General features: G+C 72.6%; 14 protein-coding genes. 6 read left to right on the top strand and 8 right to left on the bottom strand.

What is annotated here, in order from left to right:
- Positions 1–75 precede the first annotated feature (75 nt).
- The 3 genes from CLV63_RS07030 to serC all read right to left on the bottom strand — a co-directional run bounded on the left by CLV63_RS07030 (position 76) and on the right by serC (position 3,288).
- Positions 76–1,005, bottom strand: a complete 930-nt coding sequence (locus tag CLV63_RS07030; protein ID WP_106582054.1) for an aminoglycoside phosphotransferase family protein — start codon at positions 1,003–1,005, stop codon at positions 76–78.
- Entirely contained in the window at positions 1,002–2,012 is a 1,011-nt protein-coding gene (locus tag CLV63_RS07035) for a glycerophosphodiester phosphodiesterase family protein (RefSeq protein ID WP_106582055.1), read from the bottom strand. The genes CLV63_RS07030 and CLV63_RS07035 overlap by 4 nt, the downstream gene beginning before the upstream one ends.
- Before the next feature lie 154 nt (positions 2,013–2,166).
- Positions 2,167–3,288 (bottom strand): phosphoserine transaminase, encoded by a 1,122-nt coding sequence (gene serC / locus CLV63_RS07040; RefSeq protein WP_106582056.1) that lies wholly within the window; start codon positions 3,286–3,288, stop codon positions 2,167–2,169.
- Between the two features lie 274 nt (positions 3,289–3,562).
- Here serC and CLV63_RS07045 point away from each other — a divergent pair, with 274 nt between their 5' ends.
- Entirely contained in the window at positions 3,563–6,622 is a 3,060-nt protein-coding gene (locus tag CLV63_RS07045; RefSeq protein WP_106582057.1) for an ABC transporter substrate-binding protein, read from the top strand.
- A 70-nt stretch (positions 6,623–6,692) separates the two neighbouring features.
- Here the strand turns inward: CLV63_RS07045 and CLV63_RS07050 are convergent, their stop codons facing one another.
- Positions 6,693–7,799: a citrate synthase 2 gene (locus CLV63_RS07050; protein ID WP_106582058.1), complete on the bottom strand. Its 1,107-nt coding sequence runs from the start codon at positions 7,797–7,799 to the stop codon at positions 6,693–6,695.
- A gap of 149 nt (positions 7,800–7,948) precedes the next feature.
- Between CLV63_RS07050 and pdxH the strand changes: the two genes are divergently transcribed.
- The 3 genes from pdxH (at position 7,949) to CLV63_RS07065 (ending at position 12,076) form a co-directional block, all read left to right on the top strand.
- Positions 7,949–8,614 carry a pyridoxamine 5'-phosphate oxidase gene (pdxH, locus tag CLV63_RS07055; protein WP_106582059.1) on the top strand — a complete coding sequence of 222 codons (666 nt, stop codon included), beginning with the start codon at positions 7,949–7,951 and terminating at the stop codon, positions 8,612–8,614.
- A 294-nt stretch (positions 8,615–8,908) separates the two neighbouring features.
- Positions 8,909–9,622: a metal-dependent transcriptional regulator gene (locus CLV63_RS07060; RefSeq protein ID WP_106582060.1), complete on the top strand. Its 714-nt coding sequence runs from the start codon at positions 8,909–8,911 to the stop codon at positions 9,620–9,622.
- 192 nt (positions 9,623–9,814) lie between these two features.
- Complete coding sequence (locus CLV63_RS07065; protein ID WP_106582061.1) at positions 9,815–12,076, top strand: SpoIIE family protein phosphatase; 2,262 nt, start codon at positions 9,815–9,817, stop codon at positions 12,074–12,076.
- A 98-nt stretch (positions 12,077–12,174) separates the two neighbouring features.
- On the opposite strand, the gene CLV63_RS33465 is transcribed toward CLV63_RS07065, so the two are convergent.
- From CLV63_RS33465 to CLV63_RS07075, 3 genes are all read right to left on the bottom strand, one after another.
- The gene (locus tag CLV63_RS33465) at positions 12,175–12,345 is read right to left on the bottom strand and encodes a hypothetical protein (RefSeq protein ID WP_170134163.1); all 171 of its coding nucleotides are present in this window, start codon (positions 12,343–12,345) and stop codon (positions 12,175–12,177) included.
- A gap of 39 nt (positions 12,346–12,384) precedes the next feature.
- Positions 12,385–13,530 (bottom strand): acyl-CoA dehydrogenase family protein, encoded by a 1,146-nt coding sequence (locus tag CLV63_RS07070; protein WP_106582062.1) that lies wholly within the window; start codon positions 13,528–13,530, stop codon positions 12,385–12,387.
- A 130-nt stretch (positions 13,531–13,660) separates the two neighbouring features.
- The gene (locus tag CLV63_RS07075; RefSeq protein ID WP_106582063.1) at positions 13,661–14,029 is read right to left on the bottom strand and encodes a PLD nuclease N-terminal domain-containing protein; all 369 of its coding nucleotides are present in this window, start codon (positions 14,027–14,029) and stop codon (positions 13,661–13,663) included.
- Between the two features lie 351 nt (positions 14,030–14,380).
- On the opposite strand from CLV63_RS07075, the gene CLV63_RS07080 reads away from it, so the two are divergent.
- Complete coding sequence (locus CLV63_RS07080) at positions 14,381–15,523, top strand: acetyl-CoA C-acetyltransferase (protein ID WP_106582064.1); 1,143 nt, start codon at positions 14,381–14,383, stop codon at positions 15,521–15,523.
- A 179-nt stretch (positions 15,524–15,702) separates the two neighbouring features.
- Here CLV63_RS07080 and CLV63_RS07085 read toward each other — a convergent pair whose 3' ends face one another.
- A complete protein-coding gene (locus tag CLV63_RS07085) occupies positions 15,703–16,176 on the bottom strand; it encodes a lamin tail domain-containing protein (RefSeq protein ID WP_106582065.1) in 474 nt (157 codons plus the stop codon).
- Between the two features lie 1,018 nt (positions 16,177–17,194).
- Here CLV63_RS07085 and CLV63_RS07090 point away from each other — a divergent pair.
- Entirely contained in the window at positions 17,195–18,652 is a 1,458-nt protein-coding gene (locus tag CLV63_RS07090; protein WP_106582066.1) for an HNH endonuclease, read from the top strand.
- Positions 18,653–19,261: the final 609 nt, after the last annotated feature.

Raw genomic sequence — 19,261 nt, forward strand, 5'->3', positions numbered from 1 at the left:
GCCGCCCACCCCTTCTCCTCAGGGCGCCGGGGCCGTGAAAATGCCCTCGCACCCGTTGATTCAACGGCATTGGGGTCAGACCCCGGCCTGGTCGGCGAGGAGGCGCGCCTTTGCTATTGCCGCCTCGGCGTCGGCCGCCCGACCGACGTTGAGCAGGTCGAACGCCGACTCCACCAGGCGGGCGAAGGCCCACGCAGCGAGCCGGTCGGCCGGCTCGCCCATGATGTCGGCGACCAGGCCGAACCGGTGCCGGGCGACCTTGTCGGGCTCCGGGTGCCGCATCGGGGGGTCGACCTGCATGACCAGGGGGCACGGGTCGTAGCCGGGGTCGCCCGTCATTGGCTTGGGGTCGATCGCGAGCCAGGGCATGCGCCGGGCGGCGAGGACGTTGCCCGGGTTGAAGTCGCCGTGCACGACGACCTCGCGGCCCGCCGACCGCGGCAGGCCGCGCAGCAGCTCCACCGCCGCCGCCACCAGGTGCGGGTCGTAGCCCGGCCGGAACTCGGCCATGCGCCGCACCACCAGTTCGGCCCACTCGTCCATGACGTCGACGATCCGCTCCAGCCCGAGTCCGGCCCGCGGCTCCCGCCCGTGCAGGCCGGAAAGGAGCCGCGCCGCGCGCACCAGGCGCTCCTCGGCGGGGGAGTCGTGGTCGCGCAGTTTCGTCCCCGGGTCGCAGGCCTCCAGCAGCATGGCGGAGTCGGCCGCGGACTCCGCCAGCACCCGGATCGCGCCGTCGCCCGCCCAGTGCCGCAGCGCGGCCGCCTCCCCGCGGGACTCGCGGTGCGGCCAGGAGACCTTGAGCACGGCGTGCGCGCCGTCGGCGGTGCGCACCGGCGCCGCCCAGGAGCAGCTCCCCCCGGTGAACGGGCGGCCGGGTTCGAGCCCCCACCGAGCGCACAGCCCGGCCAGCAGTTCGGGGAGCGTGTCGAGCCACCGGGTGCCGCCGTAGGACGCGACGTGGGCCGCGATGCCGCTCGGCAGCGGCGCCGGCGCGGCGGTCATCCCGCTCCCTCCGCGGCCCCCTCGGTGAACACCTCACGGGCCAGGAACGCGTGCCGGGAGAAGTCCGTGAAGACGCCGTCGACCCCGGCGGCGAAGAACGCGTCGTACTCGGCGGCGAACGCGCCGTAGGCCCGCTCGCCGCCGCCGGAGCGGAACGCCGGCGGCAGGAACCGGTTCTCGCTGCGGAACGTGTAGGGGTGCACCAGCAGCCCGGCCTCGTGCGCGTCGGCGACCAGCTGCGTGGGGCCGGCGAGGTCGCCGTTGTCGTCGCGGCCGATCACCCGCACCTTGTCGGGCCCGATGGCGTGCGCGTACGACGCGATCTCCGCGAGCCCCTCGGGGGTCGCCGCCGCGTCGAACGCGGCACCGCTGTGCATGAGCTGGACGAGGGGCACGCCGAGGTCCGCGAGCGCGCGCAGGCTCGCCGCCTCGAAGGACTGGAGGAAGACGGGCACCTCCGGCTCCGGCCCGGCGAGCCCGGTGGCGCGCAGCTCCGCCGCCAGCAGCGGCTCCAGGTCCAGGCCGATCGACGCGTGGTACGCCGGGTGCTTGGTCTCGGGGTACACGCCGATCGGGCGGCCGAGGTCGGCGGTCAGCTTCTTCGCCAGCGCGATGATCTCACCCAGCGTGGGGACGGCGTACTCGCCGTTGTGCGCGGTGTTCTCGGCGCGCAGGTCGGGCAGCCGCTCGGCGGCGCGCAGCGTGCGCAGCTCGGCGAGGGTGAAGTCCTCGGCGAAGAAGCCGGCGGACTCCCTGCCGTCGATGGTCTTGGTGGTCCTGCGGTCGGCGAACTCCGGCCGGTCGGCGACGTCGGTCGCGGCGCCGATCTCCGGCTCGTGCCGCGCGACCAGCTGCCCGTCCTTGGTCGCGACCAGGTCGACCTCGATGAAGTCGCCGCCGTGGCGGGCGCCCAGCTCGTAGGAGCCCATGGTGTGCTCCGGCCGGTGCCCCGGAGCGCCCCGGTGCGAGATGATCGTGATGGCCGGAGCCTGCTTGTTCCTGCGCACTGTGGAAAGACCCGTCCCCGTGGTACCGGCCGGCGTGATCGGGACACGCGGCTGACGTGCCGCCCGGTGCGGGCGGCCGGCCCGGCATCCGGACCGGCCACCATTGTGCACGCTCGGGGAACGGGTACCCGCAGAGGAGGACCCGCGGAGCAGGTCAGGCCAGGCGCGACACCACGTGGTCGACGCACTCGGTGAGCGCCTGCACGTCGGCCGGCTCGATCGCGGGGAACATCCCGATGCGGAGCTGGTTGCGGCCCAGCTTGCGGTACGGCTCGGTGTCGACGACGCCGTTGGCGCGCAGCACCGCCGAGACCGCGGCGGCGTCGATGTCGTCGTTGAAGTCGATGGTGCCGACGACCTGCGAGCGCTCCTCGGGGACGGACACGAACGGGGTGGCGTACGGCGACTTCTCGGCCCAGGTGTAGAGGACCGACGACGACTCCGCCGTGCGGCGCACCGCCCAGTCGAGGCCGCCGTTGCCGTTCAACCAGTCGAGCTGCTCGGCGAACAGCGCCAGCGTCGCGACGGCGGGGGTGTTGTAGGTCTGGTCCTTGCGGGAGTTGTCGATGGCGGTCGGCAGCGAGAAGAACTCGGGGACGTAGCGCCCGCTCGTGGTGACCTCCTCGACGCGCGCCAGCGCAGCGGGGGAGAACGCGGCCGCCCACAGCCCGCCGTCGGCGGCGAAGCACTTCTGCGGCGCGAAGTAGTAGACGTCGGTCTCGGTGATGTCGACCGGCAGCCCGCCGGCCCCGCTGGTGGCGTCGACCAGGACGAGGGAGTCGGCGTCGGCGCCCGGAACGCGCTTGATGGGCGCGGCGACCCCCGTGGAGGTCTCGTTGTGGGTCAGCGCGTAGGCGTCGACCCCGGCCTCGGCGCGCGGCGCGGCGAGGGTGCCCGGCTCGGCGCTGACGACCGTGGGCTCGCCCAGCCACGGCGCACCCTTGGCGACCTTGGCGAACTTCGAGGAGAACTCGCCGAACGAGAGGTGCTGGGACCGCTCGCGGATCAGGCCGAACGCCGCGATGTCCCAGAAGGCGGTCGTGCCGCCGTTGCCGAGGACGATCTCGTAGCCGTCGGGGAGCGCGAGGAGCTGCGCCAACCCGGATCGCACCCGTCCGACCAGGGACTTCACCGGCTTCTGGCGGTGGGAGGTGCCCAGGAACGTCGCTCCGGAGGACGCCAGTGCGTGGAGCTGCTCGGGGCGGACCTTCGACGGACCGCACCCGAAGCGGCCGTCGCTGGGCAGGAGGTTCTCGGGAATCTGGATCTCGGTCACGCAGCGCACTCTACTCGCGGCGCCGCCGCGCCCGCAGATGAGGGCCGCAGATAGCGCCGCACACCGCCGCACCCCGGCAGCCCCCTGTCCACTATGTCCGCACAGATAGTGTTCTGTGTCTCCCCGGCCCCTCACCGGCGGCTCTCCGCACCTCACAGGCGCCCCCGGCCCGCGGACCCGGCGGGACCGTTCGCCGCCGGTGCCCGGCGGGCGGCAGAATGCGCCTCTTCGGCCGCGACGGCGCCGCCGCAGCCGACCGAGAACGGAGGACGCCATGAGCGGTGCCGGGGACCAGGGCCGTGCCGGGGAATGGTTCCCGGCACTCGACCGCATGCGCACACGGGCCCGGCTCGCGACCCTGCGCCGCCGCCGCGGGGTGCTCCGCGCCATCGACGCCCGCCGCCGCCCCGACTCCCGCGACGACGTCCTCGGCGCCGGTGCGCTGCCCCTGCCCCGGGTCCGCTGCACCGCGCCCGCGGCCCAGGTGAGCGGGCACATCGCGGCGCTGCGCACGCACTGCGGCGACCAGCCGTTCGCCGGGCTCGACGCCGATCCGCGGGCGGCGCACCCCGAGGACCCCCGCTCCCTGTACGCGCTCCTCCGCGGAGTCGCCGAGCAGTTCGCAGCGGTGCGGCCCGCACCGCCCGGCGCGACACCGCTGACGCGTCTGAGGCGGCTGACCACGCGCGGGCCCCGCCCGCCCGTGTTCAGCAGGTTCGATTCGCTGCGCCCGCTCCTCGGCAGCGGTGGCGGCCGGACCGTCGACTGGGACGCGCTCGCCGAAGAGCGCACCGAACCGCCCGGCGGTGGCGCACCGGCGCAGACCTACCGGGCGCTGCCGTTCTCGCTGGAACGCTCCCTCCGCGTCGTCTCCGAACTCGACGGCGCCACCGGCGTGCGGCGGAGCATGCTGGAGTTCTACCGGACCCGGATCTTCGCCCTGGTGCGCGCCCCGTTCGCCGAGTTCGACGCGCGCCTCCTCACCCCGCTGAGCACCGGGGTGAACGCCGCCGCCGTCCTGTTCCTCGGCGCCGGCGTCTCCAACGTCCCAGGGGTCGGCCTGCTCGAACCCGTCGCCTCGGCGGTCCTGCTCATCCTGCTGCTGCTCTACCACCTGCTCGCCTACCTGGCGTGGACCCGGCCGTGGTCGCGGTTCCGCTGGCTCGCCGCGCAGCCCTACCTCGCCGACGACCCCCGCACGTCCCGGCCCAGCGGCGTGACAAAGGACGACCCGGCGCTGCACCGCCACCACCGCGTGGTGTTCGGCGTCATCAACAGCACCCTCGCGCTGCGCGCCTGCGGCCGCCCGCCCGACCGGGGCGGCACCGGCCGCCGGGAGGAACTCCTCGACCTGATCGTCAACGCGTTCCTGCACGACCTGTACGCGGCCGACCGCCGCCGCGCATGGTTCCGCAGGTACGGGCGCACCCACTACCCCGTGCTCGCCGTACGGTACTCCGGCGCGGCCCGCGCCCACCGCCTGCTCGTGGAGCGCATCGAACGCATCCGCGGCGAGCAGCTCTGGCCCGACCCGCTGCTGATCGTGGAGTTCGCCGAGGACGGCGCCCCCGCCGAGGCGGTGCCTGCCGACCCGGCCCCGGCACCGGCCGACGGGTCCCTCACCCAGCGGTTCGAGGAGTGGCGCGCCGACCGCCGCGACCACGGCCACCTCGGGGCGCGCGTCCTCGACGGCGGCCGCCTCACCACCGTCCCCCGCGCCGAACCGCCGCAGCCGACCGCCGTGCCCACGGTCCACTACCAGGCGGCCCGCCTCCTCGCGTGGACCGCGGCCGCGACGGCCGCCGTACTGGCCATGGGCTCCGTCGTGGTCGCGGCGGGGCAGGGCAGCAGCCCGTGCTGGGCCGGGCAGCGCATGCTGCACCAGGGCGTCGCCCTGATCGGCACCGACTGCGTCGGCCTCACCGACGGCTCGTTCACCTTCCACCCCCGCCTCGCATCGGTCCAGGACCGAATCGCCGAGCAGAACGCCGACGTGCTCGGCTCCGACGGCCCCTACGTCGACATCGCCTACGTCGGGGCGCTCTCCGTCACCGACGACGACCAGCAGAGCGACCTGCTCGCCGGAGTCCACGGCGAACTCGCGGGGCTCGCCGTCAAGCAGGCCGACTACAACAGCGCCGCCGGCCGCCACGGCTACGCCAGGATCAGGCTGGTGCTCGTGAACGCGGGGCCCGCGCTGCGGCACGGCGCCGAAGTGGCCGGGATGGTCGCCGAGGAGGCCGCCCGCAACCCCCGCCTCCTCGCCGCCGTCGGCTTCGGGCAGAGCCGCAAGGAGACCGGCGACGCCATCGCCGTCCTCACCGAGGCCGGCCTGCCCATGGTCGGGACCACCCCGACCTTCGACGACATCGGCCGCATCCCCGGCGACGGCAAGCGCAGCGCGTACTTCTTCCCGATCGCGCCCGCGAACAGCAGGATCGCCACCCAGGCCGCCCGCTGGGCGCGGTCCGGCAGCCCCGCGTCCGACGGCGTGGACCACCCGCTGCCGGCGCGGGCGACCGCCGCGGCACTCGCCTCCGACGCGCCGGGCGAGCTGTACGGCGTCGACCTCGCCCGGACGTTCATGGCCGAGTTCACCGCCAATGGCGGCCGCACCGCGGTCCCCGCCGGCGAGAACGGGCCCGGTGTGCTGCGCTACACCGACGCAGAGAGCCTCAAGGACCGGATCGACACGATCTGCCGGGACGCGCCGGACGTCATCTACTACGGGGGCCGCTCCGACGAGTTCGGCATCTTCTTCGAGCGGCTCCAGGACCGCGACACCTGCGCCGAAGGGGTCACCGTCATCGGCAGCGACGACATCGCCAAGTACGTGACCGACCACGTGGCCGAACTGGGCGACGCCGCCGACTTCCCCGTGTACTACACGCCCCTCGCCGCGAGCGACACGTGGGGGCTCGGCAGCGGAAAGCGGGAGAAGGGCTTCTACCGCAAGTTCAAGCGGCTCGGCGGCAGTCTCGGCTGGACCGGGGGGAGACCGCGGGAGGAGCCGTCAGTGGCGCACGCGGTCATGGCCTACGACGCGCTCTCCATCACCGCCAACGCCGTGGGCGACGCCCAGGACATGCAGTCGGGCGGCGGCGCGGGGCCGAAAACGCTCCCGACGAGCATCCTGACGCCGCTCTCGCAGGTCAGCAAGGTCGCCGGTGTCAGCGGCGCGATCGAGTTCGGCGGGATCGGCACCGACGGCAACTGGATCAGCGACCGGATGGTGCAGCTCGTCCGCGCCGGCCCGGGGGGAACGCAGCACCCGGTCGCCGTGTGCGGGCGGGTGAGCAACAAGGACGTGCGCGACACCGGGGTCTGCCGCTGAGCGGGCCCCGGTGCCGCGGTCGTTCGGTGTCCCTGCGCTGTCGCTGCGCAGTCCCTGCGCCGTGCTCGCGTCAGACGCCGCGCGCGAGGGCGTCGGACGCGCCCCCGACGTCGGTGATCTCCCGCGCGGCGGGGCCGGTGTAGTTCGCGCTCGGCCGGATGAGGCGGCCCGTGCGCTTCTCCTCCAGGATGTGCGCCGACCAGCCCGCGGTCCGCGCGGCCGTGAACATCGACGTGAACAGCGACGGCGGGACCTCGGCGAAGTCGAGGACCACCGCGGCCCAGTACTCCACGTTGGTCGCGATGACGCGGTCGGGCTTGCGGGCCTGGAGCTCTTCGAGCGCCGCGGTCTCCAGCGCGGCGGCCACCTCGTAGCGGGCGGCGTTGAGCTCCTTGGCGGTGCGGCGCAGCACCCGGGCGCGGGGGTCCTCCGCGCGGTACACGCGGTGCCCGAAGCCCATGAGCCGCTCGCCCTTGTCGAGCGCCTGCGCGACGTAGGTGCGGGCGTCGCCGATGCGCTCGGTCTCGTCCAGCATGTGCAGGACGCGGGCCGGGGCGCCGCCGTGCAGCGGGCCGGACATGGCGCCCACGGCGCCCGAGAGGGCCGCCGCGACGTCGGCCCCGGTGGAGGCGATGACCCGGCCGGTGAACGTCGACGCGTTCATGCCGTGCTCGGCGGCCGAGGTCCAGTAGGCGTCGACGGCCTGCACATGGCGGGGGTCGGGCTCGCCCCGCAACTGGATCATGAACCGCTCCACGACGGTCTCGCCCTTGTCGACCTCGGAGCGGGGCACCTCGGGGAGGTCGCCGCGCGCCGACTGGCCGATGAGCGAGATGGCCGCCGACGCCGCGCGGGCGACGTTGTCGCGGGCCTCGGCGCCGTCGATGTCGAGCAGCGGCCGGAAGCCCCACAGCGGAGCCAGGGTCGCCAGGCCGCTCTGGACGTCGACCCGTACATCGCCCGAGCGCACCGGCTGCGTGATCGGGTCGGCGAACGGCATGCCGGGGTCGAAGTCGTTGTCGACCAGCAGGCCCCACACCCGGCCGAAGGTCACCTTGCCGACAAGGTGCTCGATGTCGACACCGCGGTAGCGGAGGGCACCCCCCGCCTTGTCGGGCTCGGCGATCTCGGTCTCGAACGCCACTACTCCTTCAAGTCCGGGTTTGAAATCCGTCATGCGGGCTTCCTCCGTCTCTGCGGTTCGTGGAAAAGGGTGGATCCAGTGAACCGGTTGGGGATTTCGCGGTGGTACGCGAGGTGATCGTGTTATGCCGTGGTCGTCGCGGGGTGGCGCGCCTCATGCGGGTCGTGTGAGGATTCACGACTGTGAACCCGCTCGATCCCGCTGATCTGCGCGAACCCTATGAAGGTACGCCGATGCGCCGTACCGGTCTGTGTGTGCACCCGTTGGACCAGTTTCACATTTGGTTCACATGGGCGCACAACGCGGGGCTCGCCGAACCGAACGCGATGGTCCTCGCGACGGTCGAAGCGGACGCCGGTGTGCGGGCCCGCACCGTCCTCCTGAAAGGATATGACCGCTTTGGCCTGCGGTTCTTCACGAACTACGGCTCACGCAAAGGCCGCGCGCTCGACGCCGACCCCGCCGCCAGCGCCGTACTGCCGTGGCACCCGATCCGGCGCCAGGTGATCATCGGCGGCAGTGTCGAACGTCTCAGTGCCGAGGAGAGCGACGCCTACTTCCGGACCCGGCCGCGCGGCTCCCAGATCGGCGCGTGGGCCAGCGAGCACCAGTCGTCCGTCGTCGCCGACCGCGCCGCCCTCGACGAGGGGTACGCGCGCGCCGAACGCCGGTGGGCCGGGGTCGAGGAGGTCCCCCGGCCGCCCTACTGGGGCGGCTACCGGCTGCGGCCGACGGAGGTGGAGTTCTGGCAGGGCCGCCGCGACCGGATGCACGACCGGTTCCGCTACGTCCTCGAATCGGGCTCGCCCGCCGACGGCACCTGGCGGATCGACCGGCTGGAGCCCTAGCCGGAGCCCCCGGAGTCCTGGCCGGCAGTCCTGGTCGGAACCCTGGGCGCAACCTCCGGCGCACCGGGTCGGGACGCAGGTCGGGCGCCTGGTGTGACCAGGACCACATCCGGTGGGAAGCGGTCGCCCGGGTCAGGCTATGATGAAGGCCATTCGGTGGCCGCTCCCGCCGCCAGAGCGCTACGGGCCGGCAGCACCGCCCCACGACCGGTGCTGCGGAATCAGCGCGCACTGGCCGATGTTGAGTCTTCTGCCGTTGCCAGCACGTCACCGGCACACGAGGGGAGGGGAGCCATGACCGCACACGGGCTCATCGACACCACTGAGATGTACCTTCGCACGATCTTCGAGCTGGAGGAAGAGGGCATCGTCCCGCTTCGCGCCCGGATCGCCGAACGCCTCCACCAGAGCGGTCCGACCGTCTCCCAGACGGTCGCCCGGATGGAGCGCGATGGCCTGCTCCGGGTCGAGAACGACCGCCACCTGGTCATGACCGAGGAAGGCAGCCGCCTCGCCTCCGACGTCATGCGCAAGCACCGCCTCGCCGAGCGCCTGCTGACCGACGTCATCGGGCTGCCGTGGGAAGAGGTGCACATCGAGGCGTGCCGCTGGGAGCACGTCATCTCCGAGAGCGCCGAACGGCGCATCGCCGAGATCCTCGACTACCCCTCCGTCTGCGCGCACGGCAACCCCATCCCCGGGCTGGACGAACTCGGCAAGCCCGAATACGAGGCCGAACCGTTCACCGACGACACCATCGTGCTCATGACCGACGTCGCCCGCCGCGACCCCGTCAGCGCGACGGTGCGCAGGATCAGCGAGTACGTCCAGAATCAGCCCGAGTCGATGCGTATCCTCAAGGCGGCCGGGGTACGCCCAGGGCGTGATGTGTTGATCGTCGCCTCGGATGACGGTGTGCAGGTGACCGCTGCTGATGGAGCTGACGCTGAACCGACCGACCTCGCACGGCAGATCGCAAGCCATATCTTCGTCGCCAAACCCCAATAGGGCCCCAAGCGCACCCACATGGGGCGTTCCGGCTGAATCCCCCATTGCTCTGCGGATACGACCCGGTATTGCTACGCTCGCCCCATGGCGTGGGCCGAACGCAGCGATGCTTGAGGACGCCTTCCGCGCGGAGATCTCGCGGAGTTTGTGGACCCGTACCAGCACGGTCCGTGACGGCGAGGTGGCGGCGACATGACCCGGTGGGAGGAGACCTTCCCCGAAGGCAACGCGTTGACTGGGACCGACGTGCTGGAGCACGCGCAGATCGCCATCATCGTCATCGACCCCCAAGGCAACCTCCGCTACTGGAACTCCTTCGCGCGCGAACTGTTCGGCTTCGGCGACGGCCGCGACCACCGCGGCAGCTCGATGTTCGAACTCGGCATCCACGAAATGGAGCGCGAGCGGGCCACCCAGGTCGCCCGCAGGGTCCTCAAGGGCGAGACCTGGGAGGGCACCTTCGCCGTCGTCCGCCGGAACGACGGCACATGGGTGCACCTCCGCTCACAGGCCGTACCGCTGCGCCCCGCCGCGTCCGGCGCCATCGAGGGCATCGTCCTGTTCGCCTACGAGGCCATGCGCAACGGCCGGGTCGAGGAGCAGTACGGCCTGCTCGACCGCATCGGCGGGCGGCTCGCGAGCTCACTGGAGTTCGGCGCCACCCTGAAACTCGTCGCCGAGATCCTGGTGCCCCAGTTCGCCGACCACTGCTTCATCGACCTGTTCGACCACGACCGCCTCGTCCGCCGCGTCTCCGTCCACGCCGAAGGCTGGTCGCCGCCCGAACGCACCTGGTACGACATCGGCGACGAGGTCAAGTACCCCGAGCACCACTTCGTCGTCAAGGCCATGCGCCGGCTGGAGGCCGTCGTGGTCGGCGACTACGTCCACGAAGCCGACGTCGCCCCCAACGAGCACTCCGCCCGCGTATCGGCCCAGGTGGGCGTCAGCTCCGCCATCGCGGCGCCGCTGCGGGCCCGCGGTGAACTGCTCGGCGTGCTGACCCTGGCGATGTCCAACCTCACCGCGCGCGGCAAGACCCACTACGACGGCTTCGACCGCGACCTCGTCGGCGCCATCGCCTCGCGGGTCGCCGTCGCCATCGACAACGCCCGGCTGTTCGAAGAGGAGCGCACGACCGCGCTCGCCTTCCAGAACAGCCTGCTGCCGAGGGACTTTCCGCTGTTCGACGGCTTGACCATCGCGCACCGCTACATCCCGGCGAAACCCCTCGAATCGCAGGGGCACGGAATCCAGACCCAGGTCGGCGGCGACTTCTACGATGTCATCCCGCTCTCGGCCGGCCGGGTCGGCATCGTCATCGGCGACGTCGAAGGGCGCGGGCCGCACGCCGCCGCCGTCATGGGCCAGCTCCGTGCGGCGCTGCGGGCCTTCGCCCAGGCCGACCGCGAACCAGCCGACATCCTGCGCGAACTCGACGAATGGGTGCGCCGGCTCGGCCAGCCCGACGCGTCGGGCGGGACCTGGGTGCCCAGCGTGAGCTGCCTCTACCTGGTCTACGACGCCTGGTCGCGCGAACTCACCTACGCCAACGCCGGGCACCAGCCCCCCGTGCTCATCTGCGACGGCCGGGTCGAAGACCTCGAACTCGACGTCCACGACATGCTGCTCGGGGTGAAATCAAAGGGCCTCCCCTACGACGACGCCGTGTACCACCAGGGCACGAGCACACTGCCGCCAGGGGCGACCCTGCTGCTCTACACCGACGGCCTGGTCGAGCGCCGCCCCGCCGGCGGCCGGGTCGACACCGGCAAGGCACTCGACCACCTGCACGAGCGGGTGCGCGAAGTGGCCGGCAAGGACGTCGAGCGCATCGCCGAGGCCGCGGTCGCAGCGGTGCCCGGCGAGATCGAGGACGACACCGCGCTCCTCGTCGTGCGCACCCACCCCGAGTCCCTCGCCATCGAGGAGGGCTGGTTCCTCGCCGAGGCGCCGACCGTCTCCGAGGCGCGCCACCTGGCGTCCGACACCTTCAGCGCGTGGGGGATGGACCGCTCCCAGGCCGAGCTCGCCTGCCTGCTGGTGTCGGAGATCGTCACCAACGTCGTCATCCACGCCACCCCGCACCCGGTCACCCGCGAGTTCACCACCGAAGGCGTGCGCGACTCCAGCGAGGTACAGGACTCCGGCGGGCTCGGCGCGGTCGACGACTTCGACGAAGACTGGTCCGACCTCCTCGAAGAGGCCGCGACGGCGCCCGATGACTCCCCGGCCCGCGAGTTCCTGATCCGGCTGCGCCGGGGCGCGTCGACCGTGTGGGTGGAGGTCTTCGACCACGACCTGCGCCTGCCGCGCATCCGCAGCGCCGGAGCCGACGACGAAGGCGGCCGCGGCCTCTACCTCGTCGACCAGCTCGCCAGCCGCTGGGGATCACGCCCCACCCCCGATGGCAAGGCGGTCTGGTTCGAGATCCCGATGTACGCCGCGGACTAGGCTCCCCGGTCCCGCGCGGCCTCCGCCAGGCACAGGTTCCGTCCCGCACCGGTTTCGCCCAGCACCGAGTTCGCCCCGCACTGGGGCCGTCGCCGTGGTCAGCGGGTCGACCACGCCCACAGCATCAGGGTGAGGAAGATGAACACCATGACGATGGCGCTGGTGGCCCAGGGGACGTACATCCGGCGGCGCAGCTTCGCGACGCCGATCGCCAGCAGGATCACCAGCAGGACGAGAACGATGGCGCCGTCGAACGAACCGCTGCCCATTGCGTGAGACCCTTCCGCCGTGCCCGTGTCGAGGGGAGGCTACAGGCCGAGCGAGCGCCCCACGATCTCCTTCATGATCTCCGTGGTGCCGCCGTAGATCGACTGGACGCGGGAATCCTGCCAAGCCTTAGCCACCGGGTACTCCATCATGTACCCGTATCCGCCGTGGAGTTGCAGGCATCGGTCCATGACCTTGTTCGAGAGTTCGGTGGTCCACCACTTCGCCCGCGCGGCGTCCTCGACCGTCAGATCACCCCGGTTGAGCAGGGTGATCGCACGGTCGACGTAGGTGCGGGCGATGTCGACCTCGGTGCTCAGCTCGGCGAGGACGAACCGGGTGTTCTGGAACTTGCCGATCGGCCGCCCGAACGCGCTGCGGCTCTTGCAGTACTCGATGGTGCGGTCCAGCATCAGCTCGGCGCCGGCCACCGCCGCCACCGCGATGGACAGGCGCTCCTGCGGCAGGTTGTGCATGAGGTGGATGAAGCCCTGGTTCTCGGTGCCGAGCAGGTTGTCCGCCGGGACCCGGGCATCCGTGAAGAACAGCTCGGCGGTGTCCTGGGCCTTCAGGCCGATCTTCGCGAGGTTGCGGCCCCGCTCGAAGCCGGGGGTGCCCCGCTCGACCGCGATCAGCGAGAGGCCGCGCGCCCCGTCCGCGTCGGGGTCGGTGCGGGCCACCACGATCACGAGGTCCGCGTTGATGCCGTTGGTGATGAAGGTCTTCTGCCCGTTCAGGACGTACGAGTCGCCGTCGCGCACAGCGGTGGTGCGGATCCCCTGGAGGTCGCTCCCCGCGCCGGGCTCGGTCATCGCGATGGCGGTGATGAGCGCCCCGCTGGCGAACCCGGGCAGCCAGCGGTGCCGCTGCTCCTCGGTGCCCAGCCCGACGAGGTAGGGCGCGTTGACGTCGTTTTGCAAGGAGAACCCGAGCCCGGAGGCGCCGACGCGGCAGATCTCCTCGGAGACGACGGCGTTGAACCGGAAGTCGGCGTCGCCCGAACCCCCGTACTCCTCGGGTACGCCCAGGCCCAGCAGCCCGACCTCGCCGGCCTTCGTCCACACGTCGCGCGCGACGATGCCGTCGCGCTCCCACTGCTCGTGGAACGGGACTACCTCGCGCTTCAGGAACTCGGCCACCGATTCCCGGAAGAGGTCGTGCTCGGTGTCGAAGAGTTCCCGCTGCATGGGCTGCCTCCCTGGCTGCTCGCACCGCGGGACGGGCGCGGCGCCGGTGCCCCCACGGTAACCGAATCTCGTTCGGTACGACATGGGCCCGCCCTCCCGTTGCCGGGAGGGCGGGCCCACGCAGCGGGCGTCAGGCGTGCCCGGGGCTGGCCCCGCCGAAGTGCGGGGCGGTGCCGGGACGCTCGGCGTGCGCGGCGCGGCGCACACCCTCGCCCTCGCCTTCGCCCTCGGGGTGCTTGTCGATGCCGAGGATGCGGTTGACGGTGCCCTTCTTGCCGACGACGAACCAGGCGACCGCGCCGAACACGGGCATGTACAGGACCCCGAGGATCCACAGGAACTTGCCGCCGCCGGTCACCTGGTGGTTCATCAGGATGGAGATCAGCGCGGCGATGAACAGGATCACGGCGAGGATCGCCAGGATCACCATGATCCCGCCGATCACCGCACCGGCGATCCCCAAGCCCATCTGCGCGCCTTCGTTGAGGTCGTAGTTCATGACTCCCCCTCGGGACCACCCCGCGACCGCGGCCGCAGCGAGCGTCCTTGCCTAGTGCGGTGTGTTCGGCCGGCCCTGGCCCGACCGCTCTCTCATCGGATCGACCGGCAACGGATCTACTGGGGGAGGTGCCCGGCGGGCGCCCGTCCACGGCCAAGAGGTGCTGCTTTTTCGCTCAACCGGTGGTAAAAGGGGCTCCGCCGGAACGCGACCGCCGATCGCGCGCGGGGGTCCGGAGCCCGGCGCGCGATCGGCGGCCGATCGCGCGCCGGAGACCGCCCCCGCGCTCGTGCCGCCGACACGGAACCGAATATGGTTCGGTTCCAAAGACGAAGTTCTCAGGAGGACACCGTGGCTGAGGCATACATCGTCGGGGCCGTGCGCACCCCCGTCGGCACCAGGAAGAGCGCACTCGCCGCCGTGCACCCGGCCGACCTCGGGGCGCACGTCCTGAAGGAGAGCGTGCAGCGGACCGGGGTCGACCCCGCTGCCGTCGAGGACGTCATCATGGGCTGCGTCAGCCAGGTCGGGCCGCAGTCGCTCGACCTCGCCCGCACCGCGTGGCTGTCGGCCGGCCTGCCCGAGACCACCGCCGGTGTGACCATCGACCGCCAATGCGGCTCCTCCCAGCAGGCCGTGCACTTCGCCGCGCAGGGGGTCATGTCCGGCACCCAGGACCTGGTCATGGCGGCCGGAGTGGAGAACATGGGGATGGTCCCCATGGGGGCGAGCGTGCAGTACGCGCTCGACAACGGGCTCGACATCTACGGCTCGGGCTGGGTCGACCGCTACGGCACACAGGAGATCTCCCAGTTCCGCGGCGCGCAACTCATGTGCGAGAAGTGGGGCTTCACCCGGGAGGACCTGGAGAGGTACGCCCTGGAGAGCCACCGGCGGGCCGCCGAGGCGGTGGCGGAAGGCCGCTTCGACACCGAGACCGCCCCGCTCGCCGGTGTCGAACGCGACGAAGGCGCCCGCCCCGACACCAGCATGGAGAAGATGGCAGGGCTGAAACCGCTGCGGGAGGGCTGGGCCATCACCGCGGCCGTCGCCAGCCAGATCTCCGTTGGCGCCGGGGCCGTGCTGATCGCCTCCGAGCGCGCCGTCGAAGAGCACGGGCTTACCCCGCTCGCCCGGATCGTGCAGCTCAGCCTGGTCGGCGACGACCCCGTGTACATGCTGACCGCGCCCATCCCCGCCACCAGGGCGGCGCTGAAGAAGGCCGGGCTGAGCATCGGCGACATCGACGTCACCGAGATCAACGAGGCGTTCGCCCCCGTGCCGCTGGCGTGGGCGCGCGAGCTGGGCGCCGACCTCGACACCACCAACCCCAACGGCGGCGCGATCGCGCTCGGCCACCCCCTGGGCGCCACCGGCGCCGTGCTGATGACCAAGCTCGTACACGAACTGCACCGCACGGGCGGGCGCTACGGCCTCCAGACCATGTGCGAGGGCGGCGGACAGGCGAACGTCACCATCATCGAGCGCGTGTAGGGCAGTGCGTGTAGCGCCGGTAAGTGCAGTGCGTGGAGCGCGTGGGCGCCTGTAAGTGCAAGCGCGTGGGTGGAGCGCGTGGAGCGCGTGGAGCGCGTACGTGAGGCGCGTACAGCGCGACCGGCGCGGCGCGGCCGGGGACGGCGATCCCGACCCCGGCCGCGCCGACCACTCCGCGGTCAGCAGTTGACGTAGCCGGGCGACTTCTTCTTCCAGGTGCAGGAGTCGAGCTTGGTGCCCCTGCTGTTGCGCAGGGTCGCGGTGTCTCCGGTGTTGTTCCAGACGTAGGAGCCGCGCTGCCAGTAGCGGGTGGCCGACGTGTTGCGGCCCTTACCCGTGCGGACCTTCACCGACGCCCCCGCTTTCAGGGAGATCGAGCCGAACGTGTAGGCGTAGGTCCACTTCTTCCCCTTGCTGCTCGCGCGGTCGTGCAGCACGTGGTTCTTCAGGTTGACCGTCGACTTCGAGATGTTCTTGACGGTCACGTACTCCTTGTTCAGCGATGTGTTGGACCGGGTGTCGGTGCCGGGGCTGTCGTACTGGATCCGCCGCAGTTGCAGAGGCGACGCGGCCTCGGCGGGGACGGCGGTGCCGAGGGCGGCCGCCATTGCGAGAGCGGCGGTGAGAGCGAACGTGCGGACGTGTTTGCGCATTGAGGGGTCTCTTCGTCCTGACCAGTGAGCGGGGAGCGGTTCACGGTCGGCCGACCGTGCAGGATTGACGTGAGGCACGGCCCTCCGGTTTACCTTCGCGCAGGTCACGGCGTTGTTCCGGAACAAATATCCCGAATCCGCCCAAAAGGTGCGAATGCCATTCTCTGTCCGCTCGCCGGCTTTGAGCGCGTACAGCGCGGTCCGGCCGGGGGCGGCACTGCCGCACCCGGCCGGACCGGGTCGGGTGCGGCGGTGGGGGCCGCGGTGAGGGAAGAGCAGCGCAAACGGCGGGTGGGGTCCAGGGCTTGGCTGGAGCGGGCCGGTTTGTGGGGTCGGTCCGGCTGCGGGGCGGCCTTGTCGCCGGGCCGCATGCGGGTGTGTGGTGGGGAACAGCGGCACCAAGGGCGGCAAGGGCCTGGGGCGGCGGTCATCCTCGGGGTGTTCTGCGGGAAAGAGCAGCACCGATAGGCGCCGGGTGCCGGGGGTGGCGGTCGTCAGCGCGCGGTGTGGGCGTTCGGCCTTTCCAGCAGCCTCCGTGAAGTCGTTTCCACGTCGGGCGCCTGGAAGTGGAAAATACTTCACGGAGGCCGGTCGCCGGGGGTGGACGCGGCGCTGACCGGCGCGCTGACACCGTGCGGATGGCCGCCGGGGCCGGGCCCCCTTGCCGTTGGTGCCGCTTTTTCACCACCGGCCACCCGCATGCGGCCCGGCGGCAGGGCCGCCCCGCTGGCGGTCCGGGCCGGGGGAACACCACCGGGAGCCGCCCGGTCCCGCCGGGTCCGGGGCCCGGGCCTCCGCCCTCCCAGTCCTGGGCGGGCGTCGTGATCACCCGCCCCGAGACGGGCCGGTGGGTGCGGGCCTGACCTGGGGGTATGCGGAAACGGTCGCGGTGGCCCGATCCGCACCCGTTTCGCTGCCCCACCGCCATGGCGCCCCGCCCACCGATCCGCACGAAAACCGCCCGGATTCAGCCGAACGAAACCTCGCCACCCCAGGCCCGGACAGGTAAAATGAACACATGGACGAGCACGAAGCATCCCCGGCGCCGGGCCCCGCGGCCCGCGCGCTGGAGCTGCTCGAGGCCGCCATCACCCAGCTCACCACCCCCACCGCCACGACCCTGCCGCCGGGCGCCGGAGCCGCGGCCGCCGAGGACGCCCTTGCACTGGTGGGCGCCACCGGCCGCCTCCAGAGTGCGATCGCCGCCCTGCTCGCCGTCGCCGAGACCGCGGGCGGCACCCGCGCCGCCGGTCACCGCAACCTCGCCGACTTCGCGGCCTGCAAGGCCGGGCTGCCCCGCGACCAGGGCCGCTTCTACGCCGCCCTGGCCCGCCCCGCCCCCGGCCTGGAGGCCACCATGGCCGCCGTGGCCGAGGCCGCCCTGCCCGCGGGCAAGGCCTCACGCATCCTGCACTGGGTCGCCAAATGCCTGCCGCGGCGCTGCCGCAGCACCTACCCCGACCCGGCCGCCTTCGCCGCCGCCGCCCAGGACCACCTCCTGCCCCCCGCCCTGGACCCGGCCACCACCTGCCGCGATCTCGACATCCTCGGGGCCCGGCTGCACACGGTGCTCGACCCCGTCCGCCACGACGACCGCGAGTACGACCGCCACCTGGGCCGCACCGCGTCCCTGGCCCAGTCCGCCGAGGGCGGGTTCTCCTTCGCGATGGGCGGCGATTCCGCCTCCGGGGACCAGTGGCGCGCCGCGCTGGAGGCCTTCATGGCCCCACCGGGCGAAGGCGATGAGCGCCGCCCCGATCAGCGGATGTTCGACGCGGCGCTGGACATGGCCCGCTTCGTGCTGTCCCACGGCGCCCACGCCCCCGGGACCGCGGCCCCGCAGCTGCGCCTGACCGTGCCGCTGTCCACCCTCCAGAGTGAGCCGGGTTCTGCGCCCGCTGTCAGTGATTACGGCACGGTGTGGCCGGTCTCGGCGGTGCGCGCGCTGGCCTCGGACTGCCGGCTGCGCCGTCTGGTCACCGACCCCGTCACCGGGGTGGCGCTGGATGTGGGCCGGGCCGAGCGGATCTGCCCGCCGCATCTGCGCGCGGCGGTGCTGGCCCGGTTCCAGACGTGTCAGTGGGAGCACGGCTGCGACCGCCCCGCGGCGTGGTGCGAGATGGACCACATCACCGCGTGGTGGGAGGGCGGTGCCACCGATCTGGAGAATCTCCAGCCGTTGTGCCGGGCTCATAACGTGGCCAAGGAACGCGCCCGGGCCGCCGCCGCACGCCGGTCGGGTGGCCGCCCGGCCACGGGGGCGATGCCGAGAGGCCCGCTGGTCCCCCCGCCCCCGCCGGGGTCCCCGGCAACCCCACCGCCCCCGCGAGGGCCCGCTCAACCGCCGCCGGGGCCCGCTGCGCCGAGCCCCCCGCCGCCGCCGGGGTCCGCTCAACCGCCGCCGGGTGCTGTCCCGGGCGGGCCGGGCGGTGATCCGCCGCCCGATACCGGACCGGCCCCACCCCAGGCGGCCTGAGCCCGACCCCCACCTCTTGTCCACCCGACCCGTCGGGGCACCCGCCCCGACGGGCCACACCCATGTCCACGAGCCGGTGATGCCGAAGGCCGCCCCCACCACGGCCTGGTCGGGTGCCCATGCCTGTGTCGGCGGCCCGCACCCGCACCCGCACCCGCAGGTGGGTGGTGTCGGGGGCTGTCCTGGCCGGAGCACCCTGGCGCGGTCGGGGTGCCCACGCCTGTCTCGGCGAGCCGCACCCGCGCCCGCGGGCCGGTGGTGCCGGGGGCCGCCCTGCGCCGAGCACCGTGGTGCGGTCGAGACCCCGGACTGCCGGCACGGCGGCGCTGCCCGCGATGGACTGGACCGGCGGGAACACCTCAGCGCGGTGCTTCGTGCCGCCGGGTGCTTCGCAGCCGCTGCGGCAGCCCACCCCCTACGCCCAAGGCGTCAGCACCATCGCCCTCCGGCACGTCAGTGGCATTGGGGCGGCGCGGAGCGCTGCGGACTGGGCGGGGTATCCGCGCCCGCACTTAGCTTGAGTTTTATGGTTGCTGCTGGCGGTGTTGTTCGAGGCTGGCTGCCCGCTTCACGGTCTTACCAGGCTCGTAGCGCGGGGCCGGCCTGCGG

The sequence above is a fragment of the Murinocardiopsis flavida genome, from assembly GCF_003014485.1.
GTDB lineage: Bacteria > Actinomycetota > Actinomycetes > Streptosporangiales > Streptosporangiaceae > Murinocardiopsis > Murinocardiopsis flavida.

What these genes read in the sequence shown, in the direction of transcription:
- CLV63_RS07045 (WP_106582057.1), top strand. Translation starts at nt 3,563, where the DNA reads ATGAGCGGTGCCGGGGACCAGGGCCGTGCCGGGGAATGGTTCCCGGCA.
- CLV63_RS07075 (WP_106582063.1), bottom strand. Translation starts at nt 14,029, where the DNA reads ATGAACTACGACCTCAACGAAGGCGCGCAGATGGGCTTGGGGATCGCC.
- CLV63_RS07060 (WP_106582060.1), top strand. Translation starts at nt 8,909, where the DNA reads ATGACCGCACACGGGCTCATCGACACCACTGAGATGTACCTTCGCACG.
- CLV63_RS33465 (WP_170134163.1), bottom strand. Translation starts at nt 12,345, where the DNA reads ATGGGCAGCGGTTCGTTCGACGGCGCCATCGTTCTCGTCCTGCTGGTG.
- CLV63_RS07070 (WP_106582062.1), bottom strand. Translation starts at nt 13,530, where the DNA reads ATGCAGCGGGAACTCTTCGACACCGAGCACGACCTCTTCCGGGAATCG.
- CLV63_RS07050 (WP_106582058.1), bottom strand. Translation starts at nt 7,799, where the DNA reads ATGACGGATTTCAAACCCGGACTTGAAGGAGTAGTGGCGTTCGAGACC.
- CLV63_RS07085 (WP_106582065.1), bottom strand. Translation starts at nt 16,176, where the DNA reads ATGCGCAAACACGTCCGCACGTTCGCTCTCACCGCCGCTCTCGCAATG.
- CLV63_RS07030 (WP_106582054.1), bottom strand. Translation starts at nt 1,005, where the DNA reads ATGACCGCCGCGCCGGCGCCGCTGCCGAGCGGCATCGCGGCCCACGTC.
- CLV63_RS07090 (WP_106582066.1), top strand. Translation starts at nt 17,195, where the DNA reads ATGGACGAGCACGAAGCATCCCCGGCGCCGGGCCCCGCGGCCCGCGCG.
- CLV63_RS07065 (WP_106582061.1), top strand. Translation starts at nt 9,815, where the DNA reads ATGACCCGGTGGGAGGAGACCTTCCCCGAAGGCAACGCGTTGACTGGG.